Origin of the sequence: Roseomonas sp. KE2513, from assembly GCF_016107305.1 — a bacterium.
In the GTDB taxonomy this organism is placed as follows: Bacteria; Pseudomonadota; Alphaproteobacteria; order Acetobacterales; family Acetobacteraceae; genus Roseomonas.
This window is the reverse complement of sequence record NZ_RCVR01000005.1, coordinates 73248-92736: the sequence shown is the minus strand read 5'-3', so window position 1 is coordinate 92736 and position 19489 is coordinate 73248. Positions and strand designations below refer to the sequence as shown.

The 19489-nt window shown below is 69.9% G+C and carries 21 protein-coding genes and 1 tRNA gene; 7 read left to right on the top strand and 15 right to left on the bottom strand.

The window, feature by feature from the left end:
• Window positions 1-2: 2 nt before the first annotated feature.
• From D9599_RS07045 to D9599_RS07035, 3 genes are all read left to right on the top strand, one after another.
• Window positions 3-1004, top strand: coding sequence for an NADP-dependent oxidoreductase (locus D9599_RS07045; protein WP_198380515.1), 1002 nt, complete (start codon window positions 3-5; stop codon window positions 1002-1004).
• A 26-nt stretch (window positions 1005-1030) separates the two neighbouring features.
• Complete coding sequence (locus D9599_RS07040; protein ID WP_198380514.1) at window positions 1031-2467, top strand: M20 family metallopeptidase; 1437 nt, start codon at window positions 1031-1033, stop codon at window positions 2465-2467.
• Between the two features lie 68 nt (window positions 2468-2535).
• Entirely contained in the window at window positions 2536-2895 is a 360-nt protein-coding gene (locus D9599_RS07035) for a hypothetical protein (RefSeq protein ID WP_198380513.1), read from the top strand.
• 6 nt (window positions 2896-2901) lie between these two features.
• Here the strand turns inward: D9599_RS07035 and D9599_RS07030 are convergent, their stop codons facing one another.
• Together D9599_RS07030 and D9599_RS07025 are read right to left on the bottom strand one after the other, a co-directional pair.
• The gene (locus D9599_RS07030) at window positions 2902-3915 is read right to left on the bottom strand and encodes a tripartite tricarboxylate transporter substrate binding protein (protein WP_198380512.1); all 1014 of its coding nucleotides are present in this window, start codon (window positions 3913-3915) and stop codon (window positions 2902-2904) included.
• 80 nt (window positions 3916-3995) lie between these two features.
• Complete coding sequence (locus D9599_RS07025) at window positions 3996-4715, bottom strand: pirin family protein (protein ID WP_198380511.1); 720 nt, start codon at window positions 4713-4715, stop codon at window positions 3996-3998.
• A gap of 111 nt (window positions 4716-4826) precedes the next feature.
• Here D9599_RS07025 and D9599_RS07020 point away from each other — a divergent pair, with 111 nt between their 5' ends.
• The 4 genes from D9599_RS07020 (at window position 4827) to D9599_RS07005 (ending at window position 8685) form a co-directional block, all read left to right on the top strand.
• On the top strand, window positions 4827-5573 hold the full coding sequence (locus D9599_RS07020) for a DUF3833 family protein (RefSeq protein ID WP_198380510.1): 747 nt from the start codon (window positions 4827-4829) through the stop codon (window positions 5571-5573).
• A gap of 70 nt (window positions 5574-5643) precedes the next feature.
• On the top strand, window positions 5644-6168 hold the full coding sequence (locus tag D9599_RS07015; protein WP_198380509.1) for a histidine phosphatase family protein: 525 nt from the start codon (window positions 5644-5646) through the stop codon (window positions 6166-6168).
• A gap of 262 nt (window positions 6169-6430) precedes the next feature.
• A complete protein-coding gene (gene gltA / locus D9599_RS07010) occupies window positions 6431-7741 on the top strand; it encodes a citrate synthase (RefSeq protein WP_198380508.1) in 1311 nt (436 codons plus the stop codon).
• A gap of 434 nt (window positions 7742-8175) precedes the next feature.
• Entirely contained in the window at window positions 8176-8685 is a 510-nt protein-coding gene (locus D9599_RS07005) for a hypothetical protein (RefSeq protein WP_309228564.1), read from the top strand.
• 29 nt (window positions 8686-8714) lie between these two features.
• Here D9599_RS07005 and D9599_RS07000 read toward each other — a convergent pair whose 3' ends face one another.
• The 13 genes from D9599_RS07000 to D9599_RS06940 form a co-directional block, all read right to left on the bottom strand.
• Window positions 8715-10127, bottom strand: a complete 1413-nt coding sequence (locus D9599_RS07000; protein WP_198380507.1) for a hypothetical protein — start codon at window positions 10125-10127, stop codon at window positions 8715-8717.
• A 91-nt stretch (window positions 10128-10218) separates the two neighbouring features.
• Window positions 10219-10295, bottom strand: a tRNA-Arg gene (locus D9599_RS06995).
• Between the two features lie 101 nt (window positions 10296-10396).
• Window positions 10397-11506, bottom strand: a complete 1110-nt coding sequence (leuB, locus tag D9599_RS06990) for a 3-isopropylmalate dehydrogenase (RefSeq protein ID WP_198380506.1) — start codon at window positions 11504-11506, stop codon at window positions 10397-10399.
• A 29-nt stretch (window positions 11507-11535) separates the two neighbouring features.
• On the bottom strand, window positions 11536-12147 hold the full coding sequence (gene leuD, locus D9599_RS06985) for a 3-isopropylmalate dehydratase small subunit (protein ID WP_198380505.1): 612 nt from the start codon (window positions 12145-12147) through the stop codon (window positions 11536-11538).
• The gene (gene leuC, locus D9599_RS06980; RefSeq protein ID WP_198380504.1) at window positions 12144-13583 is read right to left on the bottom strand and encodes a 3-isopropylmalate dehydratase large subunit; all 1440 of its coding nucleotides are present in this window, start codon (window positions 13581-13583) and stop codon (window positions 12144-12146) included. The genes leuD and leuC overlap by 4 nt, the downstream gene beginning before the upstream one ends.
• Window positions 13584-13667: 84 nt before the next feature.
• Complete coding sequence (gene rplS, locus D9599_RS06975) at window positions 13668-14060, bottom strand: 50S ribosomal protein L19 (RefSeq protein ID WP_198380503.1); 393 nt, start codon at window positions 14058-14060, stop codon at window positions 13668-13670.
• A gap of 25 nt (window positions 14061-14085) precedes the next feature.
• Window positions 14086-14838: a tRNA (guanosine(37)-N1)-methyltransferase TrmD gene (trmD, locus tag D9599_RS06970; protein WP_198380502.1), complete on the bottom strand. Its 753-nt coding sequence runs from the start codon at window positions 14836-14838 to the stop codon at window positions 14086-14088.
• Window positions 14835-15425 (bottom strand): ribosome maturation factor RimM, encoded by a 591-nt coding sequence (rimM, locus tag D9599_RS06965; RefSeq protein ID WP_198380501.1) that lies wholly within the window; start codon window positions 15423-15425, stop codon window positions 14835-14837. Before rimM ends, trmD begins: the two co-directional genes overlap by 4 nt.
• 18 nt (window positions 15426-15443) lie before the next feature.
• Window positions 15444-15788, bottom strand: coding sequence for a 30S ribosomal protein S16 (gene rpsP, locus D9599_RS06960; protein WP_198380500.1), 345 nt, complete (start codon window positions 15786-15788; stop codon window positions 15444-15446).
• A gap of 31 nt (window positions 15789-15819) precedes the next feature.
• Window positions 15820-17205, bottom strand: a complete 1386-nt coding sequence (gene ffh / locus D9599_RS06955; RefSeq protein WP_198380499.1) for a signal recognition particle protein — start codon at window positions 17203-17205, stop codon at window positions 15820-15822.
• Between the two features lie 407 nt (window positions 17206-17612).
• Window positions 17613-17987, bottom strand: a complete 375-nt coding sequence (locus D9599_RS06950) for a hypothetical protein (protein ID WP_198380498.1) — start codon at window positions 17985-17987, stop codon at window positions 17613-17615.
• 41 nt (window positions 17988-18028) lie between these two features.
• Complete coding sequence (locus D9599_RS06945; protein ID WP_198380497.1) at window positions 18029-18427, bottom strand: RidA family protein; 399 nt, start codon at window positions 18425-18427, stop codon at window positions 18029-18031.
• A gap of 5 nt (window positions 18428-18432) precedes the next feature.
• Window positions 18433-19488, bottom strand: a complete 1056-nt coding sequence (locus D9599_RS06940; protein ID WP_198380496.1) for an aromatic ring-hydroxylating dioxygenase subunit alpha — start codon at window positions 19486-19488, stop codon at window positions 18433-18435.
• Between the last annotated feature and the right edge of the window lies 1 nt (window position 19489).

Genomic DNA, 19489 nt, shown 5'->3' with positions numbered 1-19489 from the left:
TAATGGCCGAGAGCAACCTTCGCATCCTTCTTCGCGCGCGGCCGGAGGGGCGGGTGGGGCCGGAACACTTCGAGCTGTCGGAGGCCCCTCCTCCTTCGCCGCGGCCGGGGGAGGCCTTGCTGCGGAACCGGTTCCTCTCGCTCGACCCCTACATGCGCGGGCGGATGAGCGCCGCGAAGTCCTACTCGGCGCCGGTGGAGGTCGGGGCGGTGATGGAGGGACAGTGCGTCTCCCAGGTGGTGGAGGACCCGACGGGGCGGTTCTCTGCAGGGGATTGGGTGTTGGGGGGCTTTGGGTGGCAGCGCTTCTCGGCGGTGCCGGTGGCGGGGCTGAGGAAGCTGGAGGCGGATGGTGCGCCGATGACGACGGCGCTGGGCGTGCTGGGGATGCCGGGGACGACGGCCTGGGTAGGGACGACGGAGCTGGCGCGGCCGCAGCCGGGGGAGACCTTCGTGGTTTCGGCGGCGTCCGGTGCCGTGGGAGGCGTGGCGGGGCAGATTGCGGCGCGGATGGGCGCGCGCGTGGTCGGGATTGCGGGGGGCGAGGAGAAATGCGCCTTCGTGCGCGATGTGCTCGGCTTTCCGGAATGCGTGGATCATCGCGCGGAGGACTTTCCGGAGCGGTTGAAGGCGGCCTGCCCGGAGGGGATCGACGCCTATTTCGAGAATGTGGGCGGTGCCGTGCAGAGGGCCGTTTTTCCGCTGCTGAACGACTTCGGGCGGGTCGCCTTCTGCGGAATGGTGGCGGAGTACAACGACGCGGAGCCGACGCCGGGGCCGAACCTGATGCAGGTGGTGCGGAAGCGGCTCTCGCTGCGCGGGTTCATCGTGAGCGACCACCCGCGGGCTTTCACGGATTGGCGGCGGATCGGCGGAGCATGGGTGCAGGACGGGTCGCTGCGCTACCGCGAGGACGTGGTGCAGGGGCTGGAGCGGGCGCCGGAAGCCTTCATGGGGCTGCTGGCCGGGAAGAACTTCGGGAAGCTGGTGATTGAGGTGACCTGAGGGGTGGGTGGTCGTAGTGTTGGGGCATGAAGAACGACCCCATCGCGCTCGATCACATCTCCGGGCTCGTGAAGGCGAAGGCGCCGGATTATGTGGCGCTTTCGGACCGGATCTGGGGGATGCCGGAGCTGCGCTTCGCCGAGCACCGCTCGGTGGAGGAGCAGATCGCGCAGCTGGAGGCGGAGGGGTTCCGCGTCACGCGGAACGTGGCGGGGATCCCGACGGCCTTCGTGGCGGAGTCCGGCGACGGGGGCCCGGTGATCGGGTTCCTCGGCGAGTTCGACGCGCTGGCGGGCCTCTCCCAAGAGGCGGGGGTGGCGGAGAAGCGATCGGTGGAGGCCGGTGGCAACGGGCACGGTTGCGGGCACAACCTGCTGGGCGCGGGGGCGATGCTGGCGGCGGTTTCGGCGCGGGATGCGCTGCGCGAGGCGGGGATGCCGGGGCGGGTGCGGTATTATGGCTGCCCAGGCGAGGAGGGAGGATCGGGCAAGACCTTCATGGCGCGGGAGGGGGTGTTCGACGACCTCGATGCCGCCGTGACCTGGCATCCGGGGGCCTTCAACGCGGTGATGTCCACGCGGAACCTCGCGAACTATCAGGTTTACTTCCGCTTCAAGGGCAAGGCGGCGCATGCGGCGGGGTCGCCGCATCTCGGGCGCTCGGCGCTGGATGCGGTGGAGCTGATGAATGTGGGCGTGAACTACCTGCGCGAGCACATGCCGCAGGAGGCGCGGGTGCACTACGCCATCACGAATTCCGGGGGTGTTTCGCCGAATGTGGTGCAGGCGGAGGCGGAGGTTCTCTACCTGATCCGCGCACCGAAGGTAGCTGAGGCGGCGGCGCTGTTCGAGCGGGTGAAAGCCTGCGCGGAGGGGGCCTCGATCATGACCGGGACGAGCTGGTCCTTCGAGATCGACAAGGCCTGCTCGGAGCTGCTGCAGAACCGGACGCTGGAGACGGTGCTGCACGGGAACTTCCAGGCGCTGGGGCCCGCTGAGTACGACGAGGCGGACCGGCGCTTTGCGGCGGAGATCCGGGGCTCGCTGAGCGCGGAGGACATCGCGTCCGAGTTGGCGAGCTTCGGGGCGGAACCGGTGCTGGCGGAGGCCGGGCTGCATGACGGGGTGCTGCCCTTCGACGGGACGCCGCTGACCCAGGCGGGGTCCACCGATGTGGGCGACGTGTCGCAGATCGTGCCGACGGTGCAGGCCTGGGGCGCCTGCTGGGCGGTGGGCACGCCCTTCCATACCTGGCAGGCGGTGGCGCAGGGGAAATCCGCGCACGCACATAAGGGGATGACCCAGGCGGCGAAGGTGATGGCGGCGACGGCGCTGGACGGGTTCCGCGACCCGGAGTTGCTGGCACGGGCGAAGGCGGAGCTGGTGAAGCGGCGGGGCGGGGCAGCTTATGCCTGCCCGATCCCGCCGGAGGTGGTGGCGCCGCCGCTGCGCGGGCGGGGCTGATAACGGTGTGCGGATCGTTGGAGGGCGCGAGGGAACTTTTAACCTTTCGCGCGTTACCCCCTTCGATCATGCCACATACGATACAAGTTAACGACCTCTCACTCCATCACGCGGTCGCACTGCCGCTGGCTAGCGGCCGCGCGACCACCCTTGCGGCCGGGGACATGCCGGCCACGCAGGGGCGTGGGGCAGCGGTGCTGCATGTGCTCGGAGCCGCCGTGCTGCGTTTGCTCGAGACCGCGCTGCTGCGTGTGTTCGGAACCGCATTTCTGTTCACCCTTGCGGGGTGCCTCTGCATCGCCGGGGCTGCCGCGGCTTATAGCCTGAAGCGGGCACTGAACCTCGACATCGTGCCCGGCGTGGACATGCTGCCGGACGCGGAGATCGAGGACGCGATCCGGGCGGTGCTGGCGCTGATGGGGTTCTGAGCGGGCTTAGTCCTGCCGGATGCCGAGGGCGGTGACCGCGCCGCCGATATCACGAACCTGCTGCGTGACCATGGCGGTGAATTCCTGTGGGCCGAGGGGCTCGCCGGTGATGCCGCGCTCGTCCAGGCGGCGGCGCATCTCGGGGGTGGCGAGAGCAGCGAAGGTTTCGGCGCGCAGGCGCTCCGCGGTGGCGGCGGGCAGGCCGGCCGGGGCGCTGAGGCCGAGCCAGTTGTCGATCCTGATGTTCGGATGGCCGACTTCCGCCATGGTGGGCACCTCGGGCGCAAGGGGCTGGCGGGCGGCGGCGGTAACGGCATAGGCGCGGAGGCGGTCGGCCTTGATGTTCTCGGCGGTGTCGGGGAGCACATCGAAGCCGAGGGGGAGCGAGCCGCCGAGGAGTTCGGCCTGCATGGGCGCGCTGCCGCGATAGGGAATGTGGTTAAGGCGGATGCCGGCCTCGCGTTCCAGCAGCACGCCGAGGATATGCGGGACGGAGCCGACGCCGGAGGTACCGTAGGCGACGGGCTGGGGCTGCGCCTTGATCCAGGCGATGAGGCCGGCGAAGTCGGTCGCGGGCACGAGGGTCTTGTTGGCGGTGATGACTGCGGGGGTGGTTCCGAGGAAGGCGACGTGGGTGAAGGAGGCGACGGGGTCGTAGCCGGGCTTCGCGTAGAGGGGTGGCGAGGTGACGATGGGCGCGGTGTTCGACAGCATGAGCGTGTAGCCGTCGGCCGGCTGGGTCGCGACATGGGCGGCGCCGACGGTGCCGCCGGCGCCCGGGCGGTTGTCCACCACGAAGCGGGCGTTCATCCGCTGGGAGAGGACGTCGGCCATGACGCGGGCGACAATGTCCGAGGCGCCGCCGGGCGGGAACGTGACGACGATGCGGACGGGACGGCTGGGCCAGACGCCATTCGCCCCGGGTTGATTCATGGGGGGCTGGGCGAGGGCGGGCTTGGTCAGGGCGCCGGCGGCCGTGACGAGGCCGGGGATGGCGAGGAGGGCGGAACGGCGGCGCATCGGGAACTCCGCGCACCGGAAGCGGTGCGTTTTGCGCGCGGATGCAGCAAGGGACGTGCCAGCCCCCCTCCCCTATCTGTTCAGGCGGCGACCTCGACGAGGACCAGCTCGGCTTCCTCCTCGGCGGTGATGCGCAGCTCGGGCTCGTCGCGGATGGCGGCGCCGTCGCGCTCGCCGAGTGGGAGGCCGTTCACCGTGACCCGGCCGCGGGCGGGGACGAGGTAGAGGCCGCGGCCTGCGCCAAGCGGGAGGGTGGCGGTCTGGCCCTTGGCGAGGGTGGTGGCGAGCACCGCGCCGTCGGCGTTCAGGCGCAGGGCATCGGTGCCGGCATCGGCGGGACGACCGGAGGCGAGAAGAGTGAAGCGGCCCCCTTCCTCCGCGGCGGCATCCACCTTGGGGAAGGACCTGGCGCCCCAGCGCGGGGCCTCGCCGCTGCGGTCGGGCATGATCCAGATCTGGAAGATGCGGGTGGTCACGGGCTCGAGGTTGTACTCGGCGTGCACGATGCCGGTGCCGGCGGACATGATCTGGACGTCGCCGGCCTCGGTGCGGCCCTCGTTGCCCAGGTTGTCCTTATGAGTAATCGCGCCTTCGCGGACATAGGTGATGATCTCCATGTCGCGATGCGGGTGCGGGTCGAAGCCGGTGCCGGGGGCGATCTCGTCGTCGTTCCAGACGCGGAGCCTGCCCCAATTCGTGCGGGCGGCGTTGCCGTAGCCGGCGAAGGAGAAGTGGTGGCGGGCCTTCAGCCAGCCGTGGTCGGCGTGGCCGAGAGTTTCGAAGGGGCGGATGTCGATCAACTGGGTGCTCTTTCCGGGGGCGGCGGGGGTGCCGCGGGGTTAGGGAGGAGATGGCGGGCACCGGGCGGGGGCGCCATGCCGGGGGCGGCATCGCGGCGATCATCGGCCTGAATGGGCGCCTCGCGCGCCCTGGCCAATGCCGCGCGGGTAGGGGATGTTCCGGTGACGATGCAGAACCGACGCCGCCTTCTTCTCGCCCTGCCAGCCCTGGCGGCCGCCTCGCTTTCCGGCTGCGGGACCTCGCCGGAGACCTTCGGCGGCAAGGGGCCGCCCTTCCGGCCGGAGGAGTTCTTCGCGGGGCGGCTGCGGAGCAGCGGGCTCTTCGTGACGCGGCTGGGCGGGATCGAGAGCTGGTTCACCGCGCGGCTGGTGGGGGCCTGGGACGGGACCACGCTGACCTTTGACGAGGTGTTTCGCTACGAGGACGGGTTTGAGGACCGGCGCTTCTGGAAGCTGCGGCGGGACCCTGCGGATGCCTCGGGCGCGGCCTGGCTGGGCGAGGCGACGGACGCGACCGGGCCGGTGCGGGGGCGGGTGGTCGGGAACGCCTTTCACCTGGAGCACGAGTTGGACATGAGGAATCTCTCGGGCAATCGGCGGCGGCTCGCCTTCGATCAGTGGTTCGTGCGGACGGCCGAGGATCTCGCGCTCTCCCGCGCGGCGGTGTCCTGGCACGGGGTGCAGGTGGGCGTGGCTCAGGTGGCCTTCCAGCGGCTGAGCACCGGGGTGACGGAGGGCGCGATCACGCCCGGGCAGGCGGCGCGGGAGGAGATGCAGAACGCGCCGAGGCCTGCGCCGCCCGCCGGGCCGCCGGCGCGCGACCCGGGACGGCTGATGAACCTGCCGCCGCGGCGTTGAGGGGGTTTCAGGGGGTGGTTCCGGTCCCCTCCCCCGCGACAGGCGGCGGCGCCTGTGGCAGGTTGCGGGCATGCACCAGTTGCTCCTGCTGCGCCACGCGAAATCGGCCTGGGACGACCCGGCCCTGTCGGACCATGCCCGTCCTCTGAACGCGCGCGGGCGGCGCGCGGCCTCCGCCATGGCGGGGGCGATGCGCGGCCTCTCGCTGCGGCCGGAACTGGTGCTCGTCTCCTCCTCCCGCCGGACGCTGCAGACATTGGAGACGTTGGGAACGCTCGAGGGTCCACCGCGGGTGGAGCCGATGGACGACCTCTACCTAGCGCCCTGGACGCGGTTGATGGAGGTGGTGCGGGAGGCGCCGGAGACGGTGGGAAGCTTGCTGGTGATCGCGCACAACCCGGGTCTGCACGACTTCGCGCTGGCCCTTGCTGGCGGTGCCGATTCGGGTGGGCCGCCGCCGGCGCTGACTGAGGCCTTCCCGACGGCCTCTCTGGCGGAGTTCGCGATTGAGGGGCCCTGGGCGGGGCTGTCGCCGGGCAGGGCGCGTCTGGTGCGTTTCCTGCAGCCGCGGGACCTCCCGGAAATGGCGGCCTGACAAAGCTGCGTGATGCTGCCGCGCCGTTAAGGCCGCGTTTGTGGGCCGTGCGGAGGATTGCCCAGGAAACCGGGTGCCGATTCGTCCTGGGCTGACCAAACCGCGATGCGGGCGGCCGCCGGGGCCAGTGGATGGACAAGCGCGCAAGCGGGCCTATCTTGCGCCGCACCATCCGGGCGACCGGCAGGAACGCAGATCTTGCGCCCCAGATGCCGCTCTCCCATCAACACGGCCGGGCTCACCGGCTGCCGAGGATCAACGCATGAGCGACGCGTCAACCAAGGGTTCCGTCACCCTCACGCTCGACGGTACAAATCGGTCCAGCACGGCTCCGCTGGTCCAGGCGACCGTCGGGCCGGCCGTTGCGGATATCCGCAAGCTCTATGCCGATCTCGGCGTCTTCACCTTTGATCCGGGCTTCGGCATGACCGCGGCCTGCGAGAGCAAGATCACCTATATCGACGGCGACCAGGGGGTGCTGCTCTATCGCGGTTATCCTATCGAGCAGCTGGCCGAGAACTCCGACTTCGTTGAGGTCTGCTACCTGCTCCTGAACGGCGAGTTGCCCAAGGAGGGCGAGCTGGCCGAGTTCAAGCGCAACGTCACCACGCACACGATGGTGCACGAGCAGATCCGCCGCTTCTTCGACGGCTTCCGCCGCGACGCGCACCCGATGGCGATCCTCTGCGGCGTGGTGGGCGCGCTCTCGGCCTTCTATCACGACAGCCTCGACATCAACGACGCGCGGCAGCGCGAGATCGCGGCATTCCGCCTGATCGCGAAGGTGCCGACGATCGCGGCGATGGCCTACAAGTACTCGATCGGCCAGCCCTTCGTGTATCCGCGGAACGACCTGAACTACGCCGAGAACTTCCTTTACATGCTGAATGCGGTGCCGGCGGAGGAGTACAAGGTCAACCCGATCCTCTCCCGCGCCATGGACCGCATCCTGGTGCTGCACGCGGACCACGAGCAGAACGCCTCCACCTCCACGGTGCGGCTGGCGGGCTCGACGGGTGCCAACCCCTATGCCTGCATCGCCGCAGGCATCGCGGCGCTCTGGGGCCCCGCGCATGGCGGCGCCAACGAAGCGGTGCTGAAGATGCTGGGCGAGATCGGCAGCCCCGAGAATATCCCGGATTTCATCAGCAAGGTGAAGGACAAGAACAGCCATGTGAAGCTCATGGGCTTCGGGCACCGGGTCTACAAGAACTTCGATCCGCGCGCGAAGATCATGAAGGAGACCTGCCACGAGGTTCTGGCGGAGCTCGGCATCAAGGACGAGCCGCTGCTGGACATGGCAATGGAGATGGAGCGGATCGCACTCCACGACGATTACTTCGTTTCTCGCAAGCTCTACCCGAACGTCGATTTCTATTCGGGCATCATCCTAAAGGCGATGGGCATCCCGACCTCGATGTTCACCGTGCTCTTCGCCGTGGCGCGCACGGTGGGCTGGGTGAGCCAGTGGAAGGAGATGATCGAGGATCCGGCGCAGCGCATCGGTCGCCCGCGGCAGGTCTACACGGGTGCGACGACCCGCGACTACCAGCCGGTGGCCCAGCGGGGCTGATTCTGTCTCCATCCGACGTTGTCGCAAGAACCCGTCCCGAAAGGGGCGGGTTTTTTGTTTAAGGGATTTTCATAAGAATTCACAACAAGAATGCCCTTCAAGGACATGAAGAGATTCAGAGGTGGGCAAAAATTTCTTCGTATTTTAAACAGTCCCGAAATTTGTGATCGACCATTAATTTGATAAATTCGTTCGACTTCTTAAGTGTTTTTGAATTGTTCCCTTGCTCACGAACTCGTGCTCAGCGTTTCTATGTCTAGTTGCAGACGAAGGGCAGAACACACGTGATCATTGCATTGCGCGCCAGCATGCCCGCTAACCTCTCAGCCGATGAGATGGTTCGCCGCCGTCTCCGCTTATGGCCCCAGCGGCCGCCGGGGGCACCGGTCCCCCCCAAGCAGCCGGGCACCTGGCTCCGCGCGCGTCCGGGCGATGTGAGGACGACGAACCAGCCCTTCCTCAAGCTGCCGGGCACGAACCGCCTGCGCACGCTGCCGGACGGGCTCTGGCTGCACTTCTCGCCGGACCGGGCCGACCCCTATGCGGATATCCTGTGCATCGAAGCCTGCTCCAGTTTGCAGAACCTGCTCGACAAGCGGTCCCGCTTCGCGCCATCCACCACCTCCCTCCTCGCGGTCTGTCCTGTGCCGTGGCTTCTGGCGCCGAGCCAGCCGAACGATCCGGCGCCGCGGTGGCGGCTGATCAGGTTGCTGCGGGAGGAGCCGCAGGAGGCCCTGGTGCTGCCGGTGCGCGACGTGCGGGTGCTCTACGGATTGAAGTCGAGGCAGTATGACGGCTTCGCTAGGAGCCAGATGCCCCAGGCGCACGAATATTTCTGCCCCATGGAAGCTCTCATCGAGGAGCACGGGGCTGAGAACCCGGCCATGCGCGCCCTTCTCGCGCGGGCGAGCGCAGCGGCGAACTTCATGAACTTCCCGGGCTGATTTCCCTGGCAGGGTGGCGCGGCGAGGGGCTAGCGGCCCTCTGCCTTGCCATGCCGGAAGGCGGACCAAGCCTGCGCACGGCGGAGCAGGGCGGCGGCGCGGGCGGAGAGCCGGGAAGCGGTCTGGTGGGCTGAATCCCGGAGAGGGCGGGCGCTCTCGAGGCCAAGAGAAAGGGCGGCGGCATAGGCCGCCTCGGCCTCTCCCGGGCGGCCCTGGGCCCGCAGGGCATTGCCGAGGGCAAAGTGGGGGAAGGCGCCGGCCTGGGGTAGGGCCAGGGCTTCGCGCGCCGTCCGCTCGGCGCCGGCAGCGTCATCAAGGCCCAGCAGGGCGCCAGAGAGGCCGACGAGGATCCAGCCATCCGTGGGTCGCAGCGCGTGGGCGCGGGCGAGCGCGGCATGGGCCTCGGCGGCGAGCCCCTCTGCCAGGAGGAGATGACCGAACTGGGTGAGGAGCGCGGGGTTCTCTGGAAAGATGGCAAGTCCGGCCTTGGCCGCGCGCAGGGCAAGATCCGGGCGGCCGGCGCCGGCGAGCGCGAAGGAGCGGGACGCATGGCCCTCGGCCGAGAGGCCTTCGACGGCGAGGAGGCGCGCGAGGACCGGCTCGGCACCGCTGCGGAGGGCGAAGCCGAGGGCCTCGGCTTCGGCGTAGGGGGTGAGGCCGCGCTGCCGGGCGCAGTCCAGGAGGGCTGTGCCGGCCGCTTCCCGGCCGCGGCCGAGGAGGACCGCGCCAGTGCCGGCGTGCCAGGCGGCGAGGTCGCGGCGGCGGGCGCGGATGAGGCGGCGCAAGCGGGCGGGGTCGTCGGCGCGGAGGCTGGCCAGGGCCTCGGCCAACGGGGTGCGGCCCGCCAGCAGGGCCATGGTGCCGTGGAAGAGGCCGTAGGCCGGGACGAGGCGGACACCTTCCGCAGCGAGGAGGGAGGCGGCGGGGCCGTCACCGGGCGCGCGGGGGTCGGTGACCATCCAGACGCGGGGGGCGAGGTCCGTGGCGGTCACGCGCATGCCGGCGTGGAGGACGGGGTCGTGCAGGACGTGCCAGCGCGTGTCCTCCGGCACGTCCGCGGGCGCGATGGATGCCTGGGGCGAGATGGCGAGGGCGGCGGAGAGGCCGAGGGTGCGACCGTATTTCAGCGCACCGTAGCCGCCCATGGAGTAGCCGTAGCCGATGGCCTCCGCATCATCGAGGCGGGCGCGGACGAGTGGGGCGGCCGCGAGGACCGACGCGGCGGGATACCAGTTCGGGCGGCGCGCGACGAAGCCGATGGCGGGCCAGCCGAGGGCAGCGGCGGTGCTCGCGCCCCAGAAGCCCGGCTGGTCGGGGCGGCGGGTGTAGTCGCCGAAGGTGACGAGGGTAGGATGGCCGGGCGCGCCGGGAATGGCGCGGACGACGATCTCCGCATCCTCGAAAACGGTGACTGTTCCGGGTGCCGCGGGCGGCGTGATCATGCGCGCCTCTTCACGACCGATGCAGGGCGTGGCGGCTCGGTGTGTCAGCGCAACATGGGGTGATAGGCCTGCCAACCGGCCTAGGGAACGATGGCGCGCCCGAAGAGATTCGAACTCCTGACCCCCAGATTCGTAGTCTGGTGCTCTATCCAGCTGAGCTACGGGCGCATCGCCAAGTCGTTAGTCTTTTACGCTAGTACCGGCCGGGTTCGTCGTGCCCCGTCCTTGGCGCGGGAGATACAAGCAAGGCGGGTGGGGCGCAACCCCCTTCAGGCCGCCATCTTGTCGAGTTCGCGCACGACGGCCTCTCCCATGATGGATGTGCCGACGCGGGCGGCGCCGGGAACCATGATGTCGGCCGTGCGGAGGCCGCCGGAGAGCACCTTCTCCACCGCGTTCTCGATGAGGCGCGCGTCCTCCTCCATGCCGAAGGACCAGCGCAGCAGCATGGCGAAGGAGAGGATCTGCGCGCAGGGATTGGCGATGCCCTTGCCCGCGATGTCCGGCGCGGAGCCGTGGATGGGCTCGTAGAGCGCGTGGCGGCGGCCGCTGGAATCGGGCGCGCCGAGCGTGGCGGAGGGGAGCATGCCGAGGCTGCCGGTGACGGCGGCGGCGAGGTCCGAGAGAAGGTCGCCGAAGAGGTTGCTGGCGAGGATGACGTCGAACTGCTTCGGACGCGAGGCGAGCTGCATCGCACAGTTGTCGGCGTACATGTGCGAGAGCTCGACGTTCGGGAACTCGGCCGCGGTGCGCGTCACGATCTCGCGCCAGAAGCGGCCGGACTGCATGACGTTGGCCTTGTCCACGCTGGTGAGGCGGCCGCTGCGCTTCGCGGCCAGCTCGAAGCCGATGCGGGCGACGCGGGCGATCTCCTCCTCCGAGTAGGTCTCGGTGTCGAAGCCGCGGCGGGTGCCGTCGGGCAGGGTCTCGATGCCGCGGGGCTCGCCGAAATAGATGCCGCCGGTGCTCTCGCGCACGATCATCAGGTCGAGGCCGTCCACGAGATCGGCCTTCAGCGAGGAGGCCTGGGCGAGCGGGGACCAGACGAGCGCGGGGCGGAGGTTGGCGAAGAGGCCGAGTTCCTTGCGCAGGCGGAGGATGCCGAGCTCGGGGCGGCCTTCGAAGGGCAGGCTGTCCCATTTCGGGCCGCCGACGGAACCGAAGAGGATGGCGTCGGCGGCCAGCGCCTGCTCCATCGTGCGGTCCGGGCAGGGATGGCCGAGGGCGTCGATCGCGGCGCCGCCGACGAGGCCTTCCTCCACGTCGAAGGTGACTTGGCGGCGGCGGTCCAGCCAGTCGATGACGCGGCGCACTTCGCGCACGACTTCGGGGCCGATGCCGTCGCCGGGGAGGACGAGCAGCTTCTTGTTGGCGGGCATGCCCTGTTCCTTCCCGGTGGTGCTTCTGATCAGCCGTAGAGCCAGGGCTGCGCGGCGCGCTGCTTCTGCTCGAAGCCTTCGATGACGGCGGCGCGCTGCATCGTCTCGCCGATGTCGTCGAGGCCGTGGAGGAGGCGGTGCTTGCGGAGCGCGTCCACCTCGAAGGGGATTTCCTCCCCGTTCGGGCGGACGACGACCTGGCGCGGCAGGTCGATCGTGATGCGGGCGTTGGCGCCGAGGCGCGCGTCCTCCATCAGCTGGTCGCAGATCTCGCGCGGGAGGCGGATCGGCAGAACGCCGTTCTTGAAGGAGTTGTTGAAGAAGATATCGGCGAAGTCGGGCGCGATGACGCAGCGGATGCCGAAGTCGAGCAGCGCCCAGGGCGCGTGCTCGCGCGAGGAGCCGCAGCCGAAGTTCTCGTGCGCGACGAGGATCTCGGCCTGGCGGTAGGGCTCCTTGTTGAGGACGAACTCGGGCTTCTCGCTGCCGTCGTCGTTGAAGCGCATGTCGGCGAAGGCCGCGCGACCGAGGCCCTTGCGCTCGATCGTCTTGAGAAAGCGCGCCGGGATGATCTTGTCGGTATCGACATTCGCCATCGGCAGCGGGGCCGCGATGCCCGTGAGCGTGGTGAAGGGGGTCATGCGGCGTCTCCCATCGCTTGCGGCATCAGCTCGCGCACGTCGGTCAGGCGGCCCGTGACGGCGGCGGCGGCGGCCATGGCGGGGGAGAGGAGATGCGTGCGGCCGCCCTTGCCCTGGCGCCCCTCGAAGTTGCGGTTCGAGGTCGAGGCGCAGCGCTGGCCCGGCGAGAGCTTGTCCGGGTTCATGCCGAGGCACATGGAGCAGCCAGCCTCGCGCCACTCGAAGCCAGCCTCCTTGAGGATGGCGTCCAAGCCCTCGCGCTCGGCCTGCTCCTTCACGAGGCCGGAGCCGGGGACGACCATGGCGCGCACGCCCTCGGCCACGCGGCGGCCGCGCACGACGTTCGCGGCGGCGCGGATGTCCTCGATGCGGGAGTTGGTGCAGGAGCCGACGAACACGGCGTCCACCTTCAGGTCCTGCAGGCGCTGACCGGGGGTGAGGCCCATGTACTCCACCATGCGGCGGAGCTGCGCGCGGCGATCCTCGTCGGCGGCTGATTCGGGGTCGGGGACGGTGCCGGTGATGGGCAGCACGTCTTCGGGCGAGGTGCCCCAGCTGACCATCGGGGTGATCTCGGTGGCGTCGAGCACGACTTCCTTGTCGAAGTGGGCGCCCTCGTCGGAGGGGAGCGTGCTCCACCAGGCGATGGCACGGTCCAGGGCCTCGCCCTTGGGCGCCATGGGCCGCTCGCGGACGTAGTCGAAGGTGGTCTGGTCCGGCGCGATCATGCCGGCGCGGGCACCGGCCTCGATCGACATGTTGCAGACGGTCATGCGGCCGGCCATGTCGAGGGCGCGGATGGCCTCGCCCGCGAACTCGATGACGTGGCCGGTGCCGCCGGCGGTGCCGATCTTGCCGATGATCGCAAGGACGATGTCCTTGGCGGTGCAGCCGAAGCCGAGCTTGCCGTTTACCGTGACCCGCATGTTCTTCGCGGGCTTCTGCAGCAGGGTCTGCGTGGCGAGCACGTGCTCGACCTCGGAGGTGCCGATGCCGAAGGCGAGCGCGCCCATGGCGCCGTGGGTGGAGGTGTGGCTGTCGCCGCAGACGATGGTCATGCCCGGCAGCGACAGGCCCAGCTCCGGCCCGATGATGTGGACGATGCCCTGGCGCTTGTCGTTCAGCGGAATGTAGGTGACGCCGAACTCGGCGACGTTCTTCTCGAGCGTCGCGACCTGGAGCGCGCTCTCGGGCTCCTGGATGCCGGTGAAGCGCGTGGCGTCGGTCGGCACGTTGTGGTCGGTGACGGCGAAGGTGTTGTCCAGCCGGTGAACGCGGCGGCCGGCCTCGCGCAGGCCCTCGAAGGCCTGGGGGCTGGTGACCTCGTGGACGAGGTGGCGGTCGATGTAGAGGAGGGCCGTGCCGTCGGGGAGGGCTTCCACGACGTGGGCCTCCCAGATCTTGTCGAACAGGGTGCGTGGCTTCGTGGCCGACATGGCTTTCTCCTCCTCACCTGACCCAAACGGAAAGCGGCCCGCCCTATGTAAGGTGCAGGCCGCCGGCCGCTTCATGCCGCCTGGTTATGCCTGCTGGGCTTCCTCGGCGCCCTTGCGGGGGGCCGCGCGCTCCTGGATGCGGGCGGACTTACCCGTGCGGCCGCGCAGGTAGTAGAGCTTCGCGCGGCGAACCTTGCCGCGGCGGACCACCACGATCTCGGCCACGTTCGGGGAGTAGAGCGGGAAGACGCGCTCCACGCCCTCGCCGTAGGAGAGCTTGCGGACGGTGAAGTTGCTGTTCAGGCCGCGGTTGGAGCGGGCGATGCAGACGCCCTCATAGGCCTGGGTGCGGATGCGCTCGCCTTCCTGCACCTTGACCATCACGCGCAGCGTGTCGCCGGCCTGGAACTCGGGCGTCGCACGGGCGCCGGAGAGGCGCGTCATCTGGTCGTGTTCGAACTGCTGGAGCAGGTTCATCGTCGTGGTCCCTTCTGTCGTGCGTTTAGGCGGGCGAGGCCGCCGGATGCAATGGCGCCCGGGGGCCCGGATCGCGCCGTTGTTCTGTTGAGAGGAGGTCCGGACGCCGCTCGCGGGTCACGGCCTCCGACTGGGCGCGCCGCCAGCGGGCGACCTCCGCGTGGTGGCCGGAAAGGAGGACCTCCGGCACGCGCAGGCCGCGCCATTCGGCGGGGCGGGTGTAGTGGGGGTATTCGAGCAGGTTGCCACCGTCAGAGGATGAGAAGCTCTCCTCCTCCGCGCTCTCGGCGGCGCCCATGACGCCGGGGATGAGGCGCACGCAGGCGTCGAGCAGGATCATGGCCGCCAGCTCGCCGCCCGAGAGGACGTAGTCGCCGACGGAGACCTCGATCATGCCGCGGGCTTCCACCACGCGCTGGTCCACGCCCTCGTAGCGGCCGCAGAGAAGGACCGCGCCGGGGCCGGATGCGAGTTCGCGCACCATTGGCTGGCGGAGCGGGGTGCCGCGCGGGGTGAGGAAGACGAGCGGGCGGGTGTCACCTTCCGGCATGGCGGCGGCGCAAGCGGCGTCCACCACGTCCGGGCGCAGCACCATGCCGGCGCCACCCCCGAAAGGGGTGTCGTCCACCGTGCGGTGGCGGTCGGTGGCGACGGCACGGATGTCCCTCGCCTCCAGCGACCACAGCCCGCGCTCCAGCCCTCGCCCGGCGAGCGAGGCGCCGAGCGGGCCCGGGAACATGCCGGGGAAGAGGGTGAGGACGGTCGCGCGCCAGGTCATGCCGCGTCCCGCCCGCCGCTGCGGCGGCGCATGGAGGGACGTCGGGGGCGCGGGGTATCGCCCCCCTGCACCGTGTCCTCGCCGGGCTGGGGAGGCACGACGTTCTCCTCCGGCGGAGCGACGACGACACGGCCGGCGGCGATCTCCACCACCGGCACCACGGCGCGGGTGAAGGGCAGGAGCGTGTCCCGCCCGTTCGCGTCGCGGATGGTGATGACGGTGCCTGCGCCGAAGTCCTCGACCGCGGTGACGGTGCCGAGGGGTTCGCCCGCTTCCGTCTCGGCGCGCAGGCCGATGAGGTCGGAGAGGTAGAACTCGTCCTCCTCGGTTTCCGGCAGGGCGGCGCGGTCGATGTAGAGGCGCGTGCCGGTGAGCTTGGCGGCGGCGTCGCGGTCGGCGACGCCCTCCACCTGCACCAGCCCGTCCGCGAGCCATTTCAGCGAGAAGCTTCGCGCCCCGCTCTCATCCGAGAGCGGGCCATAGCCGGCAATCGCCGCCGGCTCGGCGGTGTAGGAGCGGACGTGGATCAGCCCCCTCACCCCGTGCGGGCGGCCGAATTCGCCGACAAGGATGCGCGACGCGGGCATGGCTCGGTGCGGTCAGCCTCAGCCGTTCGCGGCGGCAGCGGCCGCGGCGGCGCGCTCCTGGGCGCGCTTCTTCGGGGCGGACTGCTTCGGCTGCTCCTTGAAGGCGGGCATCGGCGCGAGGCCGGCCTTGCCGAGGAACTTCGCCACGCGGTCGGTCGCGACGGCACCGTTGCTCAACCAGTGCTTCAGGCGCTCGTCGAAGAGGCGCACGCGCTCGGCGTGGTCGGAGGGCAGCATCGGGTTGTAGGAGCCGAGGCGCTCGATGAAGCGGCCGTCGCGGGGAGAGCGGCTGTCGGCGACCACGATGTGGTAGTAGGGGCGCTTCTTGGCACCGGCGCGGGCGAGGCGGATCTTAAGGCCCATATTCAGCTTCCTTAGTGGGTCTGTCGGTTGATCAGAAGGGGCGCTTGCCGCCCCCCATGCCAGGCAGGAGCGCGCCGAGACCGCCGCGCATCATTCCCTTCTGGCCGAGCTTGTTCATCCGCTTCATCATCGCGGACATGTCGTCGAACTGCTTGAGCAGGCGGTTCACGTCCTGCACCGTCACCCCTGCCCCCGCCGCGATGCGCTTCTTGCGGGAGGCCTTGATGATGTCGGGGTTGCGCTTCTCCTTCAGCGTCATCGACGAGATGATGGCGGCCTGACGGCCGACCATCTTGTCGTCGATCTTCGCGTTCGCGATCTGCGACTTCATGGCGCCCATGCCAGGCAGCATGCCGAGGATCCCCGAGAGGTTCCCCATCTTGCCGACCTGCTTGAGCTGGTTGGCGAAGTCCTCGAGGTCGAAGGTCCCTTTCCGCATCTTCGCGGCAAGCTTCTCGGCCTCGTCGCGGTCGATGGTCTCCGCAGCGCGCTCGACGAGGGAGACGATGTCGCCCATGCCGAGGATGCGCGACGCGACGCGGTCGGGGTGGAAGTCCTCCAGCGCGTCCAGCTTCTCGCCGGCGCCGAGCAGGCGGATGGGGGCGCCGGTGACGGCGCGCATGGACAGGGCCGCGCCGCCGCGGGCGTCGCCGTCCACGCGGGTCATGACGATGCCGTTGACGCCGACGCGGTCCTGGAAGTTCCTCGCGGTGTTCACCGCGTCCTGGCCGGTCATGGCGTCCACGACGAGCAGCGTCTGATGCGGCTTCGTCGCGGCCTTCACGGCGGCGACTTCCTCCATCAGCGCGTCGTCGATCGAGAGGCGGCCGGCGGTGTCGAGGATGACGACGTCGAAGAGCTCGCGCCGGGCCATGTCCATGGCGCGCGCCGCGATCTCGAGCGGGGATTGGCCGGGGACGATGGGCAGGCTCATCACGCCGGCCTGGGTGGCCAGCGTCTGAAGCTGGAGCTGGGCGGCGGGGCGGGCCACGTCCAGCGAGGCCAGCAGGATCTTCTTCTTCTCGCGCGTGCGGAGGCGGAGGGCGATCTTGCCGGAGGTGGTGGTCTTGCCCGAGCCCTGAAGGCCGACCATCAGGATCGGCACGGGCGCAGGGGCGTTCAGGTCGAGGCCGGGGGCCTCCATGCCCTCGCCGCCGCCGAGCGCTTCCACCAGCGCGTCGTTGACGATCTTGATAACCTGCTGCGCGGGCGAGACGCTGCGGATGACCTCGGCGCCGACCGCCCGTTCGCGCACCTTCGCGATGAGGTCGCGCGCCACCGGGAGGGCCACGTCGGCCTCCAGGAGGGCGACGCGAACCTCGCGCAGGGCCTCGGTGACGTCGGCCTCAGACAGGGCACCGCGGCGGCGGAGCTTGTCGAAGACGCCGTTCAGGCGGGTGGAGAGCGCCTCGAACATGCGGGCGGGGTCAATCCTTACAGGCTGGGACCAGCCCATGACCGATCGCGCCGCTGCGCGAACACTCGCGGAGCGACGGAGCCGGCACCCTCAGGGGGCGGCCGACCGGCGGGCGGGACTGGTCCCGGGAGCGGGGGCAGTAGCGGGATGGAGCGTGGGCGTCAAGGAAATAGGCGGAGTGAGCCGGTGTTGGTGACTCTGGGGGAGAGAATGAATTCTCTCCCCCAGACCCCCACTCACCTTTTTCTTCAAGTTGGGAATACTTGGAGAACGGTGCGCCTCGGGTCTTGGACCCGAGGCGACTGCACGTTCAGGAAGGTTCCGCGAAAGCCAGATGGGGGTCCAGGGGCCTCAGGCTCCTGGCGGGTGAGGTCCGGAGAGAGCAGCGCCCTCTCTGGCCCGGCCGCTCAGGCCCGCAGCAGGTCCGGCGGCTGGTCCTGATCGGAGACGGCGTACTGGAAAAAGCCGCTGTGGCGGGCGTCGTAGAGGGTGACGGAGGCCCCTCCCCCGGCATGGCCGGTGAAGCGCTCGCCGGAGGCCAGGTCCTGGCCCTCGAAGGCGATGTCGCCGGTCAGGCGGAGGGCGACGGTGGTGCCGTCAAGGTCAATGCCCTCAGGGGTCGAGCGGATGCGGAGGTTGGTGGCGAGGTCGAGGAAGCCGTCCTCGCGCGGTTCGATGCGGAAGGTCTCGCCGGTGCCAAGGGCGTGGACGAGGACGGGGCAGCGGCCGCTGCGGCGGCGGTGGACCTCGACGGCCACGATGCGGCGGAGGTCGGCGTCCATGCCGGATTCCCGTCGCGGGAGGGCGGGGGCGAGGCCGTCCATCAGGCGCCAGCACCAAGGATGGCGACCGCGTCCACCTCGATGAGGAGGTCGGGCGCGGCGAGGGCGGAGATGCCGACGAGGGTGGAGCAAGGCATGGGGTCGGTGAAGAACTCGCGCCGGATGGGGCCGATGGCGGGGCGGTCCTCGATTCGCGTGAGATAGATGGTGAGCTTGGCGATGTCGGCGGCGGTGCCGCCGGCGGCCTCCACGAGGGCGATGACGCGGCGGAAGCTGTAGCGGGCCTGATCCGCCACGCTGCCGTCGCCCAGCACGCCGCCGCCGGGGGCGCCCGCGTGCTGGCCGGAGACGTGGACGGTGTTCCCGATGACGAGGCACTGGGAGAAGATCTCCCCCGGGGGTTCCGGCACCTCGGGGGACGTGACCTTGCGGTAGGCCATGCGCGCTATGCCTTGCCGGCGGCGCGGAGTTCGGTGAGCTGCTTGCGCGCGACCTGGGCGAGGTGGCGGCGCAGGCGGATGAGGCCGGCGTCGTGCTGGTAGAGCATCTCGAACTTCTCGAGGCCGGGGCGCTGGCCCTGGAGGATCTCGCGGTCCTGCTCCAGCACGTGCCAGTGACGGGGCTCCATGCGGGTGCGGTAGAGGAAGCGCCAGACGTCGCGCTGCCAGCCTTGGACCTTGCGGACGCGCCAGAAGAAGCAGGCGGTCCAGTTCTCGTCGATAGGGCAGCCGAAGGAGATGATGCCGAAGTTGCCGCCCGGGCCGCCGGAGGGCGGATAGGGGATTTCGAGGCGAACGTAGAGGGCGTTGTCGTCCACCAGCTCGGACCAGTCGAAGTTGACGTCGCGCTGGCCCTCCTTCTCGAAGAAGAAGCCCTTTTCGGTGTCGCGGGTGACGAAGTGAGCCTGGGTGTCGCCCTGGTACATCGTGTGGGAGTTGGCGTGCAGGAAGGTCCCGTGCATCGGGTCCATGTTGTTGTCGTAGAGGTAGCGCCAGAACATCTCCCAATCGGCGTAGCAGAGGATGGCCTCGTACTCGCCGCCGGCGAGCTGGGGCGGGGGAGTGAAGGGCTCGGGCTCCTCGTGCAGGGCGTCGCCGAACCAGACGAAGACGGCGCCGGCGATCTCCTGGGAAGGGTAGGTCTTGACGGCCTTCTTGCCCTCCAGCGGGCAGCCGGGCTGGCCGGGGACGGAGAGGACGGTGCCGTCCGTGCCGACCTCGACGCCGTGGTAGTTGCAGCGGAGGCGGTCGCCCTCGTTCAACCCGCGCGAGAGGGGGACGGCGCGGTGTGGGCAGCGGTCAGCCTGCACGCGGATGGTGCCGGTGTGGTCGCGCCAGAGCACGATTTTCTCGCCGAGGCGGGTGAGGCCGACCGGCTTGCCGTTGGTCTGGATGAAGCGGGAGGGGAGGACGGGCCACCAGCGGTTGCGGACGCCGGTGGAGAGATAGTCGCGGATCTCGGCGTCGGTGATCGCCGCCGGGCGGGTGAGGGTCGCGCTCATC